Here is a 19,021-nt window from a genome sequence, read left to right as displayed (position 1 = left end):
GCGTTTCGCTTTCCTAGGTCATGCTAACGCAAACGCGACATGAAACGCGGCTCTGCACTCTTCGGGAGACCTCGCCATCCCATCCTAAGGTCATGCTCCGCTTTCCGACCGCTGTCTTGGTCGATTGGATATGGCGTTTCGGCTGTCGCCGACATGAAAAGCGTTAGCGTTAGCGAGAGCTACCGTAGTAAGAGGCAGCTCCTCTGCAAGAGGCAGCGGCTCTGCACTCTTCGGGAAACCTCGCCATCCCATCCTGAGGGAATGCTCCGCAAACGACCGCTTTTTCTCCTTGCTCATGAGAGGCTTTAAACCTTAATTTTTCGGTAAGTAACTATAGTAAACAACACTTAATTTTTGTTAATCAGATGATTTCTATCTAATTTATAAGCTTTACCTACTTTAGCATCAAACGCCCAAGCTGAAATTTTCCACTGACCTTTTGGTAAAAGTTTACCAGCAATTGTTTTTTCCCAACCAGCATTCAAATATGCAGGATTATTAAATAGTTGAACTAAACTTTCTCTGGGAGTTTGAGCAGACATTAAAATATCAAATATAATCCAATCATCTGCTTGATTTTTATAAGTTAAAATAATGGCATCAGCAGGTTCATTTCGCTCTGGTAAAAATGCCCAACCATTGACAAAATACCAATTATTTAAAGGCATTATTGAATCTAATGAACCGTACCTTTTATCTTTGTCTTTTTCAGCAGCTATCCCTTCAATATTATCGCCGATAACTAAACCAGGTTTTAACATTCCGAGGTTATTAAGTTGATTGGCTAAATATTTGATATCATCATAATTATTTAAAATTTTTTCTGCAACACAATACTTATTTTCTATGAGATTAATAAATGACAAACAAGTTTTTCCATCCATTCTTAATTGATATATACTCTGAATTTGCTTGAGACTGTAAGTAAATGATTGCCCATATAAAACAAGTAATCCCAATATAGCAATTACAGCAGTAATTTTATGGAGCCATACTTGGGATTTTTGCAGATATGTTTGACTATAAATATGACTAACAACTATTGGTAATAAGTGAATAATAGCAACGATTAGATAGATAGAAAATGTTGTATATTTTGAAGACAAAGCAGTTTCAACTCCAAAACCAACTCTACCAACAGAAGTTATTAAAGCACTAACTATTGAGTAGAAACCAATCGTTATCCAACCTATCATTCTCTCTAACAGAGAATTGTCTTGAATATGTTTGATTAGGTAAAGGCATAAACAGAAAAATATTGCTATTTCTACTCCACCAATAAATGTCGAATAAATTAGAGGAGATATTTGATAACCAGAACCCAAGGGAGAACCAATAAAGGCTAAGAAAAATTGTAAAGTTTGTTCTGGATTCTGAAATGCTGGTATGATACTAGGGCTAACTTCTGGTTTACGATAATCATAAAAATAGATAATTATATTGGTAATAAAAACTGCTATCCAACCTAAGAATAACCATTTTTGTTTCAGTAAATCTGACTTTGATTTGACTGGAACTAATGTTAGTACAGGTAAAATAATTCCCCAAGCTATCATGCCATTAGAATAAGAAAAGGTGCTGATGATGCAAAGCATCATACAAATTAAGAATTTATATCTAAGATTGAGGCGAGAATAAACAACTGAAATTGCAGTAGTAATACAAGCAATAGGCATGAAAACTACTAATTGAATTCCCCAAAACCAGTTATCATATTGAATTGCAGAAAATATCAGAATATTTGCTAAAAAAGCTATGAGTAAAGTTGGGAATATCTTAAATTTTACGGTTAATCTATTGAGGCGATAAATATTTAGAGAAACTAGACAAGCTAACAAAAATATTGCCAGCATTTCATATCTCACATCCCAGTTAGTTAAATATGCTAGTCCGAGAAAAATTAGGCGCGGAAATAGCTTTCTACTTTCATTATGTTGAGCAATTAAGTCTTGCCATGACAAAGAATTTTGGGAAATTTTGATAAATAACTGAGGCATGAGATTCCATTGGTCCCAATAGGGAATATTAACGCTGTAAGTAATAATTAATATTCCAATTACAACTGCTGGCAATATTACTAAACCTATGCCGATCAAATGTAAAATCAGCAAGTTATTGTTTAGTATTTTTTTTCTTTTAATCATCTGGGTCATTTCAGTTATCAGTTATCAGTTAGCCTCCTATGGTCGGAACTGCGCAATTCAGTACCTCTGCAATAAGGAGGCTTGACCTTGGCGAATATTCTCTTTTCTCTTGGTCGTTTTGCGGAGCGACTTGAATTGCGTTTGCGGAGCATTCCGATAGGAAAGCTTTCCGTAGGATGGGATGCTGAGGAAACCTACCCATATCCAATCACCAATGCGAGAAAAGTGCTAGGATATTTCCTTATATTCAATTCCGTTACGGTTTTAATCAGAGGTAATTATCCATTATCCATTATCCATTAATGAAAGGAGTTTTAGGCTTGATATAGATATTATTATCTAGTTTTGTTAATTTCTCAAATACGCCATCAACTTGATTGCCTAAGCAGCTATCTATAATTTAATTACTAATGAATTATAGGAACAATCAAATACAAACAAAAAGTTATATTTTTTGAATCAAGATATTATTCAATTTCCAAAGCCATCCTTCCAGTAGTTGTAATTAAAGCACTAATCATATCATGTCCGTTTATATCGTTTGTGTAAACCCAAGCGTAAATATCAACAGGAAATTTAAGTTTTTTCTTGCTCTTAAACCTTCCTCCCTCTCGTCTCTCTTCTCTGTTAAGTGTTCCCTGTTAAGTGTTCCCTACCTTTGCTATACAATACCGATGCTACCGGACATGATATCACTCTGTATAAATCAATCATTACCCAGGTAATAGTAATAATTTCAAGACAATAAATGTCTGAAGAATGTTTGCCCAGCATTCCGCAGGAAATGCTTACAAATTACTTTTATTCCTCAAAGCCAATTTTTTCGTCAATAATATAGTAAGGTCTTTGCCTAACTTCATCATAAATTCGACCGATATATTCTCCAATAATTCCTAAAGAAAGTAGTTGAATTCCTCCCATAAAAAAAGTAGTAGTTAAACCATAAGCCCAGGAGAGAAATTCTTGCCCTAAAATAAATTTAACGTAAAGACCAATTAAGCCAATAATAAAAGATACAATTGCCGATACTAAACCTAGAATAGTAGCCATTTTTAGAGGAATTGTAGAAAAAGAAAATATCCCATCAAAAGCAAGTTTAAATAACTTAGAAACTGACACTTTAGGCTCACCTCTATATCGAGGACCCCGTTCTACATAAACTCCTATTTGTTTAAATCCAGCATAAGCTCTTAACCCACTTAAATATTTATTGCGTTCTGGCATTTGCCGTAAGGTTAGAATAACTTTTCTATCCATTAAAGAAAAGATTCCTGCATCCATGGGAGTTACAATTCCTGACAACTTTCTTTGGATGTAATAAAAGCTTTTAAATGCTAATCGTTTTAACCATTTTTCTTTGCGATTTTTTCTAATAGCATAAACCACATCATATCCCTGTTGCCAAAGTCGCGAAAAACTGATAATTGCTTCTGGAGAATCTTGTAAATCTCCATCCATTAGAATAACTGCTTTACCATTAGCATGATCTATTCCAGCAGATAAAGCACATTGATGACCGAAGTTTCTGGAAAAGCTAATAATTTTTACTTCTTGATTTTTATGACTTATTTCTTTTAGCAGTTCAAAAGAATTATCTACACTCCCATCATTTATAAAAATTACTTCACTACTCCCATCAACTCTGTCTAAAACATCTGATAATCTTCGCCAGAGTTCAGGGATAATTTCTGATTCGTTGAAAATGGGAATAACTACAGAATAATCAATATTTTTCATAGTGATTTTTAATGCTTCGCATAAATCATATATATCTGGTTTATGCTTGTCAAGTCTACGAGTTTTTAATTTATATCACGTCGCGGAGAATGCCCACATTATAATTTTGAACCTGTTTGCGATATCACTTATATTATGTGCATTCAAATTAACATGATATTATTATAGCGGTTTTCCAAAATGTTTACTACAAAACTTCTGCCTCTCTTGGTCAGCATTCCCTCTCTTGGTGCGCGTTCAGCAAGCGAGCTGTCGTCGTCGCTGGGTCGCACCGCTTCTGCCCTCAGCATAAGTCCCTTTAAGCCAAAATCTCTGTATTCTATGTTAATGAAAAGCCCTATAAATCCGATTTTATAGCCATAGAAAAACCTCCTCCTACAATAATACAGTAGGGACGTTCTATTGAACGTCCCTACTTATCAGTCATCATTCATCGGTTAACTGTTAAATGTTTTAAGCCAAAATTTGGCGACCCCCACTATCTTTTTCAAATTAAAAGATATAGACTTTTTGCACATAGTAGGGAACACTTAACTGGAAACACTTAACTGGGAACAGAGAATAGATTTTCACGCCAAAGATACGAAAAATGATTTTGTAAGTGACTTTTACAACTCTAGCTGATGTTAAATACAGGGCAAGTTGATTTTCTGGAGATATCTAATAGGTGTTAATGGTGTAACCTGCTATTCGATCAAAGCCTCTAACTTCATCAGCATTGTCAGGGTTTTGATCTAAGTTGCCGAAAGATAAAAAGATACGCAATACCAGTATCATAACGATCAAAACTTTCCAACCGATCGGCATAGAGGGTTCAGTTTGCTGATACTGATGAACTTGAGGTAGATGCAAAGATAGAATAAGATTTTTGTTTTGCTTTCCTGTTCGCATATCCGGTGTTACCTTTCCCAAAATTAAGATATATAGTTTAAATGCTAAACAGTTATACCTTACCTCGGCCCTTGAGTTTTCTTGACATTAGGTAGATAACGACCCCTATTACGATGACGACGACTAACAGGGCTAAAACCCTTTTCAATAAACTTTGATAGACATATAAAGCTAGCCGAATATTGCTGAGAAAATTTAGTTCTCCCATTGACTCAGAATTTTGAATAACTAAAGTTTCTATAGTTTTTCCATTATCTGTTGTTAACTTGAATATTTCCAAACTGGCTGAACCAAAGCTGTAGATAGTCCTATCATTAAAATAGTTTGGTGAAAAAACAATCGGCCTTCCTGATGAAGGCACATTGCCTATTCTTGATACAGGTAATGAACCATCTGTAATTTGTTTGAATGATTGCCCTCCATCTTCACTTTTGTATAACCCAAGACCTAGCACACCCAACACAAGTGTTTGATCGTTCTCATAGTTTGGTGAAATAGCAATAGCTTCCAATTCAGGGGAGTCAGTATCTAATCCAGGTATAGTCAACCGCTGGTTCCAAGTTTTTCCTCCATCCCGTGATTCAAAAAGACCTTGACCCCTGGTACTAACAAATAAAGTTTGATCCTGTGCAAAGCCTGGAGAAATAACTATCTGGATTTTTCCGGCTTCAGCTAAAGCTGTATTTTCAGTTATTGCTTCCCAGTTTTTCCCAGCGTCGGTGCTCTTGTAGACTCCCTTCTCTCCAGTTACATAGAGAGTATTATCGCTAGCAAAATTAGGAGATATGACAATAGACGAACCATTGTTCCCTCGAAGAGATGGAACCTGACCAACTTTCTGAAAATCTTTACCTCCATTTTGAGACCGATAGATATTACCCTTCTGAGCTGCGATGTAAACAGTCTTATCATTTGAGAAGTCTGGAGAAACACCTATTGTGAGTCCACGTTCTTCCTTAGGCATAGAAGTAATTGACCAGGAAATACCACCATCCTGACTTCTTGCGACCTTTGTCCAGAGTAGTGAGGCCCATAGTGTTTTATCTCGATCGTAGTTTGGAGAAAAAGCAACATCAAAGTAGCGACGAGGATCATAGTTGGGTGGTAGTGATTCCCACTTTCTAGTAAACCAAGGTTCTTGCAGACCTCTTTCAGCGATTTTCCAAGTTTGACCGCCATCGCTACTGATATTAATGTGGCCAACGTAGTCCACAGTTGCCAAAGTTGAATTATTAGAAACTGCCATTGCAACCACCGTACTCCTCAGTATGGTTTCTAAGTCTTGCCAATTTTCCCCCCGATCTTCCGACTTGAAGAGACCATCAAAACCTGCTAGGAAACTCACACTGCCATCTGGAGAGAACTCCAGCTCAGTAAAGTTAGGTTGCTTCATACCTTTAGCTTGGGGATCGATTATTAGTCCCTGAGTTTTTGCTTGCCATTCTTGGCCATCCCAGTAAAATAACCCAGTATTTGCCGTGGAAACAAACAGTTGTGGTTCATTTTGAGAACCTGGAATAATTTTGATATCTTTAATAACCTCATTGGCAATCGGAGTTACCTGTTTTGTCCAAGTTTTGCCTTGGTCAGTGGTTTGAAAAATACCCTGGGTTTCAGTCCCAAGCGACATTGAACCGACTGGTCCACCTAGCATAGACTCAATAGCAATAATTGGACTATCAAGTGGCAGGCCAGATGCTGCGCGATCGCTAGCTTGCCAAGTGGCTCCACTGTCGCGAGAGACCAAGAGTTCTTTTGTATTGGCAGCAATAACTAATTTGCCATCATTAGAAAAACCCAGAGCTTCAATAGGACTTTTACTTTGGAAGACCTGTTGCCAACTCTCCCCAGAATTTTGAGTTAAGTAGAGTTGATCGGATATACTGGCTAGGACAACTTTTGATGAAGTTGGTGAAACAATTATATGGTCTATAGCAAGTTCATCTAAACCTTTACTGGTATTTTGCCAGGTAAGTCCTTTGTCTGATGAGCGATAGATTCCATCTCCAAGTGTTCCCAGAAATGCCAAACCATCATTTTGCTGACTCAACTCCAGAGCTGTGATAAATAAACTAGAATAATCTAAACCCTGAGTAATACGCTGCCATGAAGCGCCTCCATCAGATGAACGATACAGGTTATTTCTAACAACAATTAATACTGTCTGGTCTTGTTGATAATTTGGTGATACTTCAATGTGTGTGACAACATCATGTGGACGATGCGCCACTGAGATACCCATATTCACAAGTATTGCCATTAGGAAGGCAACTAATACTAATCTGAAAAATTTCATGATTCGGGAAAGGCTTTGAGTCATAAAAATTATCTTCTCAAAAATACAGTTATTTTCACAACATTATCTTAGCATGCTATGGATAATACCATTTCGCTCGAAAACTCTTATATGCTTGCTGAATGGCAGAAATCAGAAGTAGGGAAGCCTGATAATTCTGCTTATTACAATTCCCTACTCCGGATATTTACCCAACTTTTTTCCAATTGGTATAATTGAATTATTTGCATCCTTGCCTGACTATTGACTTCTATATCCTGAATTCTGTCTCAAGCGATCGCAACTTTTGCTTTGTTAGTTACTCAAAATACCAAAACTCTGACTACTATTGCCACAGTGAAATTTTCAAATGCTAAAGGAGCGACTAAAAAAGCGAGAAAGTAATAAAATTTATTAACTGGGTGACTTATTGTCAATAAAAAGCTCGGATGTCGATCGGGTTTTTGATAATCATAAAAATACACAACTGAAAAGTCAATTATTATCTGTAGTTGTTAGATTGCTAAAGTTGCTGGGAAAGAAAAATTAAGAAAATATTAGAGGAAAAGGTAGTATTCTAGTGTATTTACCATCAATGAAAATTTGAAAGTACTTTTTGAAAAACATCGAATATAAGGAAAAGGAGAAACAAGTAGAAAGATTGTGGAAAATGATCCCAGGAATCATGCTGGTAGCATTGTTTTTTTTCGTTACGATGCTAGGAAATGTAACGTCAGCTCTTGCAGACATGGGGCCATTGTCGCCTGATGTATTTATCCGAGGTCGACAGTTTGCCGTTACCACTGTTTCTGGGCTACAAGAATGTTCTAACTTATGTGAAAGTGATTCTGAGTGTATAGCAGTGAATTGGTTTCGACGTACATCAACTTGTACGAAGTTAATTGCTTACTTTTCAGCAGAAGTAAATGAAGGCTATATTTCTGCATTAAAACCACAAGGTTACTAATTGCAATCTTACCATCTACCTTTTAAGAGCGATCGCTTATATCCAGTAGCGATCGCTCTTTTTTGGTATTTTGCCAAGGAGCGATCGCCAGGTAGTAATACCGTTTCACAGAATTCATGCATCGAGTGTGTAATTCTGAGGTCCCCTACGGAGCGCCTACTGTGCGGAATTACTTCCGCACAGTAGGCGCTCCAGAATGTAAGACAGACTCAAGACAGTCAAAATTCATGCCTGAATGCATTATGATTTTATAGACTCATAACTTTTACGCGCTCAGTAGTTTCAGGAAATTATTTCACATAGGGTGTTTGAAACTATTTGTGACATTTTTAAAGTGAATTGGTATAAGAATAACCATTTTTGTTTCAGTAAATCTAACCTTGATATTACTAATGCTGCTGGCTAGGGATTTTACAGCAGTTTTCCTGCACGGTAGACCACAGTAGGGACCTTCCATGGAAGGTCCCTACAAGGTTTTGGTTGTGCCAATGTGGTTCATCAATCTGAAAAGCGCTGTAACCCTGAGCTGCTAATACCATTTTGATAAATGTTTGCTACAAATGACTAGGGGATTTTTTAGGAGTCAGGAGTCAGAATAAATGCCTTTGATACCATGTTTTAGATCGGAAATTATCTTTTTTGCCAAAGGGAAATCTTCTGAAAAATATTTTTATCCCCCTTACTATTCGTAACATTCTTTTTTCAAATTGCTATAAAAGCTCATAGCTAGTTAACTATTTGAGTTTTGTTTAATAAAAAAGCTTTGCCAGTCTCCGTATCAAACGCCCAAGCTTTAAGTTTAACTGTTCCTTGGGGAATTTCCTCAATAGAAAAAGATGTTTGCCAACCTGAATATAAATAAGTTGAATTATTAAAATATTCTCTGACACTAGGTCTGGGTGTTCTCTGATTAATTAACTTAAATATTATTGCTTCTCCTTCGGAATTTTCATAAGTTAAAATCACTCCATCAGCAACTTCGCCTCTTTCTGGTAATATTGCCCAACCATTAGCAATATAAGTCTGGTTATCAATTTGATTTACTGTATCAAAATAACCATAAACTAAGTCTGATTTTGGCTCTTCTGCAATATCTTGAATATTTTTACTCTTGACTAATCCTGGTTGTAAAAAACCCAATTTATCTAAAATATTAGCAGTTTTTTTCAGAGGTTCAGAACTTCTTTTCATTACCAAACATTCATCTTGATGGATGACATTTATCATCAATAAACAAGCTTTACTTTGAAGCAATATAATTCGGCGATCGCTCATCCTGTCTAAAGCATTCATAGTCGTATTAATATGTAAAGCTAAGAAAACAGTAATAAGTAATAAGGAATTATATCTAATTAACTTTTTCCGAGTATTGTTTTGACTAGCTATCTGGAAAAAAATAGCCAGTAGATAAATCAAAGACACCATCAAATATAATGAAAAAGCTGTATATCTTGGAGCCAAAGCTTGACCAACACCAAAACCAACTCTACCTACAGCAGTTACAGCTCCACTAATAATTGCATAAACTCCAATCATTAGCCAAACAATGAGACGATGTAATAACAAAAAATCTGTTTTAACTAATCGAAAAAACTGCCAACAGACAAACATCCACAAACCAAATACCAAAAATCCGACTATTGTTGCCACAGTTAAATTTTCAAATGCCAAAGGAGCGCCTAAAAAAGCCAAGAAATAATGAAATGTATCAACTGGATGACTGATCGCTGAGAATAAACTCGGGTGTTTATCAGGTTTTTGGTAATCATAAAAATAAACAACTACGTTGGCGACAAAACCCAAAAAACCACCAATAATTATCCAAATATTTTTAGTGAAAATTTCCTGCCATTTTCCAGAGGCTAAAATTGTTAATCCGGGAAAAACCAATACCCAAGTCAACATTCCATTGGCATAAGAAAAAGTGCTAACCGTACACAGACAAAAACAAATTATCAACTTTGTTCTTAAACTCAATTTTTTTTGAGCAATAACTAAACAGCCAGTCAAACAAGCAATAGGAATATAAACCACAACCTGAATTCCCCAAAGCCAATTTTCATATTGGGCAGGAGAAAAAATTAGTAAGTTAGAAATTGTTAAGAGAAAAAGTTGAGTAACAAAACCACCTTTTACAGTTAACCTACTTAACCAATAGACATTTAGAGAAACAATGCAAGTCAACAAAAAGATTACCAACATTTCATACCTGACATCCCAATTCGTCAAATAAGCTAAACCGATAAAAATTAGCCTGGGAAAAAATTTTCTACTTTCATGAAATTGAGCAAATAAGTCACTAAAAGAAAGATTACCAGTGTAGATTTTCTCAAACATGATGGCTAGAGGCCATTGGTCAGAAAAAGGAAAATTTACACTATACTTGAGGATGCAAATTCCCATGAATAAAACTGGCAAAAAAATCAGACATAAAATCGGAATTTGTTGGCGGTTTTGTTGCTCCATAAATTATTTAGTTAAAAACTATTTATTTTTACCGCAAAATTAAGGTTGAAACCCTCTAATTTCAGGAATAAAAAAGAAAAAAATATTTTTCTCCAATCCTCTTCTTGAAAAGAAGAGTTCATTAATGGATAATGGATAATTACCTCTGGTTAAAACCAAGAGGATTGAATCTAAGGAAATATTATTTCTTTTCTCTTGGTCGATTGGATATGGCGAGGAGACCTCGCCATCCCTCGACCGCTTTTTATCCTTGCTCATGAGAGGCTTTAAACCAGAATTATTTAATTATTAATTGTTGAATGTATGTTGAGAAAAAAATTAATCTCATTCACCGTCGCGCATCTGCTTCAGCAACTCCACCACATTCTTATGACCTTCCGAATTTGCCCAGACTAAGGCCGTCCATTTATTATTATCTTTCGCCTTAATCTCTGCTCCCTGGCCTAGTAAAATTTGCACTAGAGTAATATGACCACTACCAGCAGCAGTCATTAAAGCAGTCAAGCCAAAATTCGTAGTAGCATTAACATCAGCACCAGCATCTAACAACAGTTGCAAAATCTCCTGGTTGCCACTAGCAGCAGCACTCATCAAAGGGACCCAACCATCAGGATCATTGCCATTGACATCTGCACCAGTAACCAGCAATTTTTTCACTATCTCTACATGGCCAGCTTCAGCAGCAGCAATTAAAGCAGTTGAACCCTCCGAGTTTCTGGCATTAATATCCACACCCCCTCTCAGCAAAGTTTCAACTTGAGAAATATCTCCAGCTTTAGCAACGTTAATTAATTCTGTCATTGAATTTTCTCCTATAATTTAGTTTCATTTAGTGGAGTGGCTGAAATACAGTATGAAATTGCTAATAATCTAAGTTTTGAGTCCAAAATTAAGAGTGCAAATCATACCTAGAACCTACCCAAAGTTGCGGAAAAAAACTCCTTTCTACCTCCTTAATCCTGACTCCTTTAATATCATACATTTATTCAGCAACGCCCAAATTTCCTCCTACTCCCTACTCCCTCTTTTCTAATTATTAGAGTTGTTGGGAAATAAGGTAAAATAAACCAAGAAAAAATTGGTGCTCAGAAATGCTAAATATTGAACGAGCCTTAAAACAGGATAGGTTACTCAGGGCATTAACACGATTAAATCGTAAAGCATTTCAATCCTTGCTCTTAGCCTTTATTCAGGCATATGAGCAAACATTGAGAGATCAACCTCGTCAACGCTCTGTTGGAGGAGGCCGTAAGGCTCGTTTACGGACTTTTGAAGACAAATTATTTTATATTCTCTTCTACTTCAAATGTTACCCCACCTTTGATTTGGCCAGTATTCTGTTTGACATCGACCGTAGCCAGGCACATCATTGGGCTCATCGTTTACAGCCTGTATTAGAAGCAGCCTTGGGAGAAAAAAAAGCACTACCAGAACGCCAAATCAACAGTCTCCAAGCATTTATGGAGCGTTTCCCTGAAGTAGAACGAGTGGTGATGGATGGTACAGAACGGCCAGTGCAACGGCCTACTGACTCAGAAAAACAAAAACTGAATTATTCAGGAAAAAAAAAGCGTCATACTCGCAAACATCTAGCAGCAGTAGACCAAAATAAACAAGTGCTAGTGTTGAGTCAGGCAAGAGAGGGAAAGTTACATGACAAGAAACTCCATGCGTGAGCGAAAAGTTGATAGGAAATATACCGGTCGTGATACCAATTGAAGTAGATAGTGGGTTTCAAGGTATTCAACATCAGTATGAAAATATCTGTATACCCCATAAAAAACCAAAAGGGGGAGAATTAACTGAACAGCAAAAGCAGGAAAATCGGAAATTGAGTCAATAAGCGGGTAATATGTGAAAACGCCTTTGCGGGTGTCAAACGCTATGGGGCTGTCAATCAGATTTACCGTAATCACAAGAATGATTTTGATGACAAATTAATGTTAACAGCAACTGGATTATGGAACCTGTAGCTGATGGCAGCATAAATAACAAAGTCACTAACCAAAATTGATCAGTTTAAGTTTTCATTTTTCGCTAACCTAAGTTATTTCCCAACAACTCTATTTTATTTCTTTTATTTAAACCCATATTCCGCACGTCAAGTTGTAATATTAAAAGTAGTATAAAAAATGGTAGCGCGGGTTCGTATTTATACTCTATAAATCCTATTCATTGACCTTTCTCAGGAGTCAGATTCTCAGGAAAATATTAAGCATAAATACTCAATTACTTACTCCTATTGACCACTTTGATTGCCTCCTGTCTCCTGTCTCCTGTCTCCTGTCTCCGTTGTTCATGCTACATTTTGTAGTGCGGAATGTAGGTTTAAACATTTTATCAATGATTTTTTTCTAATTATTAATTTGTCAAATTATCAAATGCTTAAGATGCAGCAGGTGATGATATTTTAATCGGTGTGGGCAGTCGCGATCGCTTGTAATCCAGGGAGTAGGGAGTTTTAAATTGTGGACAGTCAGACATATGCAACCAGTAGTAGAAATATCAAAGCACAGGTAATTTATTCTATAACCAGAATAGCAGTCAATCTACTTTTGGCAGTGGTCGTTTATTCCCGACTTTGGATGATGCTTCACTAATACCATGTCCGGATAATCAGCGATAGAACTCCGTTCCGCTGACGCGTTTCATGTCGCGCAGCGAAACAAAAAATTTTTGTTTGTAGTATTGCTCTAGCCCTACTACGAAGCTCTAATTATAACTATTCAACCGGACATGATATAAGTAGGTCAGATTTTCTGATTCAGAATTAAGGCAGTTGCTCAATCAGCGTTTCGGAAATTTGGGCAATCCCTCTTTGCTTACCTTGACTGGAGTAGGAACCGCCTACACATAAATCATCCTATCAATTACCAATGCGGAGCTAAGTGCCGATGTATAGTCTGACTTATATACATATTTATAACAAAATGTCAAGTTAATTTTTGTAAAAAATATTAGAGTATATACTAGGCATTTTGTCAATAAATGTAACGAAAAATTTCAAATTTTTTATAGAATTGTATCAAACCAAGACCTTACCCTACCTTTTGTTACTATTTTATGGTAAAAATACTCATTAAGTATCAGCAATTATCCTCAAGGAGCAATACTTAATGTTCACATCTGTTAAACCCGCCGTTCGCCACATTGTCCCAGAAGACTTGAAAGGGCGATCGCTCCTGAAAGTCGTATATATCGTTTTAGAAGCACAATATCAAAGTGCCCTCTCAGGAGCAGTGCGTTCTATTAACGAAAAAAATCCTAACCTGGCCATAGAAATTAGTGGCTATCTAATAGAAGAACTACGCGACCCAAAAAACTATGAAAACTTCAAAAAAGAGGTTTCTGAAGCTAACATTTTTATCGCTTCCCTAATTTTTATTGAAGACTTGGCCGAAAAAGTGGTAGAGGCTGTTACCCCCCACCGCGATAAATTAGATGTTGCCGTTGTCTTCCCTTCCATGCCACAGGTAATGCGCCTGAATAAAATGGGCAGCTTTTCAATGGCCCAACTAGGTCAGAGTAAAAGCGCGATTGCTCAGTTCATGCGGAAGCGCAAGGAAAAATCTGGCTCTTCTTTCCAAGATGGAATGTTGAAGTTACTGCAAACTCTGCCGAAAGTATTGAAGTATATGCCTATTGACAAGGCGCAGGATGCTAGGAACTTTATGCTCAGTTTCCAGTATTGGTTAGGGGGTTCCTCGGAAAACTTGGAAAATTTCTTGCTGATGTTGGCAGACAAATATGTTTTCAAGAATGAGAAAAAAAGTTCTTTTCAATATGTCGATCCAGTAGTTTATCCAGACATGGGTATCTGGCATCCCCTGGCACCTAAAATGTTTGAGGATGTTAAAGAATATCTCACCTGGTACAACAATCGCAAAGACATTTCCGAAGATTTGAAAGACCCCCTCGCTCCTTGTGTTGGTTTAGTTTTGCAGCGTACCCACTTAGTTACGGGAGATGACGCTCACTACGTTGCCATGTTGCAAGAATTGGAAGCAATGGGAGCGCGAGTTGTGCCTGTATTTGCTGGAGGGTTAGATTTTTCTAAACCAGTGGATGCCTATTTTTGGGAAACTGCTGCTAAGGGAGTTGAACCTACACCATTAGTAGATGCAGTTATTTCTCTAACTGGTTTTGCACTGGTTGGCGGACCTGCTAGACAAGACCATCCGAAAGCTATCGAATCTTTGAAACGGTTGAACCGACCATATATGGTTGCCCTACCTCTGGTTTTCCAGACTACTGAAGAATGGGAAGAAAGCGAACTTGGTTTGCACCCCATACAAGTTGCTTTGCAAATAGCTATTCCCGAACTTGACGGAGCGATCGAACCTATTATTATGTCTGGACGGGATGGGGCGACCGGAAAAGCGATCGCTCTCCAAGACCGGATCGAAGCTGTTGCTCAACGCGCTCTCAAGTGGGCAACTCTTAGACGTAAACCTAAACTGAATAAAAAAGTTGCTATTACTATTTTCAGTTTCCCACCAGATAAGGGAAATGTTGGTACTGCTGCATATTTAGATGTATTTGGTTCTATCTATGAAGTTGTCAAAGCACTCAAAGGTAACGGTTACGATATTCAAGATTTGCCAGACTCCGCAGAAGAGTTGATGAAGCAAGTCATCCATGATGCGACTGCTCAGTATCAAAGTCCGGAGTTGAATATTGCTCACCGGATGTCAGTTGCAGAATATGAAAGTTTGACACCATATTCCGAACGTTTACATGAAAATTGGGGACCCCCTCCAGGAAACCTGAATAGCGATGGCGAAAATTTATTAATCTACGGTAAGAGTTTCGGCAACGTTTTTATTGGAGTACAACCAACATTTGGTTATGAAGGCGACCCGATGCGGTTATTATTTTCTCGTTCCGCAAGTCCCCATCATGGTTTTGCTGCTTACTATACTTATTTAGAACAAATTTGGAAAGCTGATGCGGTGCTGCATTTTGGTACTCACGGTTCTCTCGAATTTATGCCTGGTAAGCAAATTGGAATGTCTGGAGATTGTTATCCTGATAATCTGATTGGTAGTATTCCCAATATCTATTATTATGCAGCGAATAATCCGAGTGAGGCGACTATTGCTAAACGTCGGAGTTATGCTGAGACTATTTCTTACTTGACTCCCCCTGCGGAAAATGCTGGTTTATATAAGGGTTTGCAGGAGTTGAACGAGTTGATCGGTTCCTATCAAACTTTGAAGGATAGCGGACGAGGTATTCCCATTGTCAACACTATTATGGATAAGTGTCGGATAGTGAATTTAGACCAGGATGTGACGCTGCCAGAAAAAGATGCTCAGGAGTTGACTGCTGAGGAACGGGATAAAATTGTTGGGGATGTTTATCGCAGACTGATGGAAATTGAGTCTCGGTTGTTGCCTTGTGGTTTGCACATTATTGGTAAACCTCCTAGTGCTGAAGAGGCGATCGCTACTTTGGTAAATATTGCTAGTTTAGACCGGGAAGAGGAAGAAATAACTGGTTTACCTCGGATCATTGCTAATAGTCTTAACCGCGATATTGAGGAACTTTACCAAAATAATAATAAAGGTATTTTGGCAGATGTGGAGTTAGTTCAGAGTATTACGGAAGCGACTCGTGCTGCTGTTGCTGCGTTGGTACAACAACAAACGGATGCTGAAGGTCGAGTTTCGATGGTGAGCAAACTCAATTTCTTCAATATGAGGAAAAAAGCACCTTGGATAGAAGCTTTAGAAGCAGCAGGTTTTCCTGATGTTGATGCTGAAGTTATTAAACCTCTGTTTGAATATTTGGAATTTTGCCTTGAGCAGGTTTGTGCTGATAACGAGTTAGGTTCTCTGTTGCGAGCGTTGGAAGGGGAATATATTTTACCCGGACCTGGTGGCGACCCGATTCGGAACCCGGATGTGTTGCCGACTGGTAAGAATATGCACGCCCTCGACCCCCAGTCTATTCCTACTGCTGCTGCGGTTAAGTCGGCAAAAATTGTGGTTGACCGTTTATTGGCACGACAGATGCAAGAAAATGGTGGGCAGTATCCAGAAACTATCGCTGTTGTTTTGTGGGGAACTGACAATATCAAGACTTATGGTGAGTCTCTCGCTCAAGTAATGTGGATGGTAGGTGTGAAACCTGTACCTGATGCTTTGGGTCGGGTGAATAAGTTGGAATTAATTCCATTGGAGGAATTAGGTCGTCCTCGTGTTGACGTAGTGATTAACTGTTCTGGTGTATTCCGAGATTTATTTATCAATCAAATGAACCTTTTAGATAAAGCTGTGAAAATGGCAGCAGAAGCAGACGAACCGGAAGAGATGAATTTTGTTCGGAAGCACGCTCTCAAGCAAGCAGAAGATTTAGGAGTAAATTTACGTCAAGCTGCAACGCGGGTATTTTCTAATGCTTCGGGTTCATACGCTGCAAATGTTAACTTGGCAGTGGAGAATAGTACCTGGGAAGATGAGTCAGAATTACAGGAAATGTATTTGAAGCGCAAGTCGTTCGCATTTAATTCTGATAACCCAGGAATGATGGAAGATAACCGGAAAGTATTTGAGTCAGCGTTGAAAACTGCCGACGCGACATTCCAAAATTTAGATTCATCGGAAATTAGTTTGACCGATGTGAGTCACTATTTTGATTCCGACCCGACTAAAATTGTAGCGACTCTCCGGGATGATGGAAAAAAACCATCTTCTTACATTGCGGATACAACAACAGCGAATGCTCAGGTGCGGTCTTTATCTGAGACGGTACGTTTGGATGCGCGGACGAAAATGTTGAATCCGAAATGGTATGAGGGAATGTTGTCTCATGGTTATGAAGGAGTGCGGGAGTTGTCAAAGCGTCTCGTTAATACCATGGGATGGAGTGCGACTGCTGGTGCTGTTGATAATTGGGTTTATGAGGATGTAAATGAGACCTTTATTAAGGATGAGCAGATGCAGCAGCGGTTGTTGAATTTGAATCCGCATTCGTTCCGGAAAATGGTGACTACACTGTTGGAAGTCAATGGTCGCGGTTATTGGGAGACCAGTGAAAGTAATTTGGATAAGTTGAGGGAGTTGTATCAGCAAGTGGAGGATCGGATTGAAGGAATAGAGTAATTAATGGATAATGAATAATTAATAATTAATAATGAATGGATAATGAAAGCTATCTCTAATTATTAATTATCAATTGATTTAGTAGGGTGGGTAAATATTTGCCCGCTCTAGTTTTTTGACTACTACAAAAATTTAGAAAATTTTTCTACATTTGAGGTATTTATCAGTATTTGACATAAAATAATTGTTATTGATTTAGAGTAACTATATTATGTTGAAACTTAATCGCCGTAAATTTTTATTGCTTAGTGGCTTAACCTTTGTTGGTACAAAAGCCTGTGCTCAAGTTAAATCCAGAAACTCAAGAACTCCAGGATCATTAGAATCAGGTTTTCCACCTCAAAAAGTAATAGTTGTAGGAGCAGGGGTGTCTGGTCTGGTAGCAGCATATGAGCTGGCAACAGTGGGTCATAAAGTGACAGTGTTAGAAGCACGCGATCGAGTAGGCGGTAGAGTTTTAACCCTGCGCGGTGATTTTAGTGAAGGACATTTTGTAGAAGCAGGAGCGGCAAGAATTCCTTCAACTCACGATCTTACCCTTGCTTATGTTCAACATTTTGGTCTAAAACTGAAGCCTTTTTATCCAAGAGAAGGACTTTACATTAGGTTGAAAGATGGTAAACGTACTTTAGTTTCTAGTGATGACTTAACCAAAGCTTTATCACAAGTACCAATATTTGAAACTACTAAGATTAGCAAGGGTTCAGATATGTTGCCACAAGCTTTTGCTACAGCTCTAGCTGAAAAAATTAATCTTGGTGATGCGGTGACTCGCATTGAGCAAACATCTCTAGGTGTTCGGGTTTTTTGTAAATCTGGGCTAGAGTACAATGGAGATTTTGTGCTTTGTACTGTACCATTGCCAGTGCTAGGACAGATCGATTTTAATCCGCCACTGTCTCCTCTAAAACAGATTGCTTTTTCTGGGGGTTATAACTATCGCCCTTCTACTCGAATGTTTGTAGAATTTCCTGAACGTTTCTGGGAAAAAGAAGGTTTAAATGGTTGGGGTTTTTTAAGCGATCGCCCTGAAGAACTGTGGCAGCCTACTTGGGATAGTCCAGGAAAAACAGGGATTTTGCATTCCTATCTAAAAGGGGAAATGGCTCTAGCGATGGATGCCCTTGACCCAGATGCTAGATTAGCTCAATTACTACAGCAATGGAAACAGATTATACCTGGGGTTACTAATTATCAGGTGAGTTCTATCAGTTATTCTTGGATGAACGATCCTTGGTCTAAGGGAGGTTGGGCATATCCTAGTAAATCCCAAGAGGAAAAATTATTTAATGAACTTAGTCGTAGTGAAGGACGAATTTATTTTGCTGGAGACCATACCTCTTCTACAAGAGGATGGTTACAAGGAGCATTAGAGTCTGGATTGATGGCTGCTAAACAGATTCATCAGGCGACATCAGAGCGCATATCTAGTTAA

The 19,021-nt window shown here is 37.9% G+C and carries 11 protein-coding genes; 5 read left to right on the top strand and 6 right to left on the bottom strand.

What is annotated here, in order from left to right; all coding sequences use genetic code 11:
- Positions 1 to 347: 347 nt before the first annotated feature.
- The 4 genes from ACP6PM_RS10300 to ACP6PM_RS10285 form a co-directional block, all read right to left on the bottom strand.
- Positions 348 to 2,153 carry a hypothetical protein gene (locus tag ACP6PM_RS10300; RefSeq protein ID WP_426584280.1) on the bottom strand — a complete coding sequence of 602 codons (1,806 nt, stop codon included), beginning with the start codon at positions 2,151 to 2,153 and terminating at the stop codon, positions 348 to 350.
- Positions 2,154 to 2,945: 792 nt separating this feature from the next.
- Entirely contained in the window at positions 2,946 to 3,881 is a 936-nt protein-coding gene (locus ACP6PM_RS10295) for a glycosyltransferase family 2 protein (RefSeq protein ID WP_426584278.1), read from the bottom strand.
- Positions 3,882 to 4,541: 660 nt separating this feature from the next.
- Positions 4,542 to 4,772, bottom strand: a complete 231-nt coding sequence (locus ACP6PM_RS10290; protein ID WP_426584276.1) for a hypothetical protein — start codon at positions 4,770 to 4,772, stop codon at positions 4,542 to 4,544.
- 52 nt (positions 4,773 to 4,824) lie between these two features.
- The gene (locus tag ACP6PM_RS10285; RefSeq protein ID WP_426584274.1) at positions 4,825 to 7,068 is read right to left on the bottom strand and encodes a WD40/YVTN/BNR-like repeat-containing protein; all 2,244 of its coding nucleotides are present in this window, start codon (positions 7,066 to 7,068) and stop codon (positions 4,825 to 4,827) included.
- Between the two features lie 595 nt (positions 7,069 to 7,663).
- Between ACP6PM_RS10285 and ACP6PM_RS10280 the strand changes: the two genes are divergently transcribed.
- On the top strand, positions 7,664 to 8,014 hold the full coding sequence (locus tag ACP6PM_RS10280; RefSeq protein ID WP_426584272.1) for a PAN domain-containing protein: 351 nt from the start codon (positions 7,664 to 7,666) through the stop codon (positions 8,012 to 8,014).
- A 726-nt stretch (positions 8,015 to 8,740) separates the two neighbouring features.
- Here the strand turns inward: ACP6PM_RS10280 and ACP6PM_RS10275 are convergent.
- Both ACP6PM_RS10275 and ACP6PM_RS10270 read right to left on the bottom strand, forming a co-directional pair.
- Positions 8,741 to 10,480 (bottom strand): hypothetical protein, encoded by a 1,740-nt coding sequence (locus tag ACP6PM_RS10275; RefSeq protein ID WP_426584271.1) that lies wholly within the window; start codon positions 10,478 to 10,480, stop codon positions 8,741 to 8,743.
- 324 nt (positions 10,481 to 10,804) lie between these two features.
- Complete coding sequence (locus tag ACP6PM_RS10270) at positions 10,805 to 11,281, bottom strand: ankyrin repeat domain-containing protein (protein WP_426584269.1); 477 nt, start codon at positions 11,279 to 11,281, stop codon at positions 10,805 to 10,807.
- Between the two features lie 290 nt (positions 11,282 to 11,571).
- On the opposite strand from ACP6PM_RS10270, the gene ACP6PM_RS10265 reads away from it, so the two are divergent.
- The 4 genes from ACP6PM_RS10265 to ACP6PM_RS10250 all read left to right on the top strand — a co-directional run bounded on the left by ACP6PM_RS10265 (position 11,572) and on the right by ACP6PM_RS10250 (position 19,021).
- Entirely contained in the window at positions 11,572 to 12,156 is a 585-nt protein-coding gene (locus tag ACP6PM_RS10265) for a transposase family protein (RefSeq protein WP_426584267.1), read from the top strand.
- 29 nt (positions 12,157 to 12,185) lie between these two features.
- Complete coding sequence (locus tag ACP6PM_RS10260) at positions 12,186 to 12,323, top strand: hypothetical protein (protein ID WP_426584265.1); 138 nt, start codon at positions 12,186 to 12,188, stop codon at positions 12,321 to 12,323.
- 1,273 nt (positions 12,324 to 13,596) lie between these two features.
- Positions 13,597 to 17,586: a magnesium chelatase subunit H gene (locus tag ACP6PM_RS10255; RefSeq protein WP_426584263.1), complete on the top strand. Its 3,990-nt coding sequence runs from the start codon at positions 13,597 to 13,599 to the stop codon at positions 17,584 to 17,586.
- 211 nt (positions 17,587 to 17,797) lie between these two features.
- Positions 17,798 to 19,021, top strand: coding sequence for a flavin monoamine oxidase family protein (locus tag ACP6PM_RS10250; protein WP_426584261.1), 1,224 nt, complete (start codon positions 17,798 to 17,800; stop codon positions 19,019 to 19,021).

This window comes from Dapis brunnea BLCC-M229, from assembly GCF_050015995.1.
GTDB lineage: Bacteria > Cyanobacteriota > Cyanobacteriia > Cyanobacteriales > Microcoleaceae > Trichodesmium.
The sequence above is the reverse complement of the archived record's forward strand: the minus strand, read 5'-3'. Positions and strand labels throughout refer to the sequence as shown.

Bases quoted from the DNA above. Each gene is read 5' to 3' on its own strand.
- ACP6PM_RS10300 (WP_426584280.1), bottom strand. From the start codon at position 2,153: ATGACCCAGATGATTAAAAGAAAAAAAATACTAAACAATAACTTGCTG.
- ACP6PM_RS10295 (WP_426584278.1), bottom strand. From the start codon at position 3,881: ATGAAAAATATTGATTATTCTGTAGTTATTCCCATTTTCAACGAATCA.
- ACP6PM_RS10290 (WP_426584276.1), bottom strand. From the start codon at position 4,772: ATGCGAACAGGAAAGCAAAACAAAAATCTTATTCTATCTTTGCATCTA.
- ACP6PM_RS10285 (WP_426584274.1), bottom strand. From the start codon at position 7,068: ATGAAATTTTTCAGATTAGTATTAGTTGCCTTCCTAATGGCAATACTT.
- ACP6PM_RS10275 (WP_426584271.1), bottom strand. From the start codon at position 10,480: ATGGAGCAACAAAACCGCCAACAAATTCCGATTTTATGTCTGATTTTT.
- ACP6PM_RS10270 (WP_426584269.1), bottom strand. From the start codon at position 11,281: ATGACAGAATTAATTAACGTTGCTAAAGCTGGAGATATTTCTCAAGTT.
- ACP6PM_RS10265 (WP_426584267.1), top strand. From the start codon at position 11,572: ATGCTAAATATTGAACGAGCCTTAAAACAGGATAGGTTACTCAGGGCA.
- ACP6PM_RS10255 (WP_426584263.1), top strand. From the start codon at position 13,597: ATGTTCACATCTGTTAAACCCGCCGTTCGCCACATTGTCCCAGAAGAC.
- ACP6PM_RS10250 (WP_426584261.1), top strand. From the start codon at position 17,798: ATGTTGAAACTTAATCGCCGTAAATTTTTATTGCTTAGTGGCTTAACC.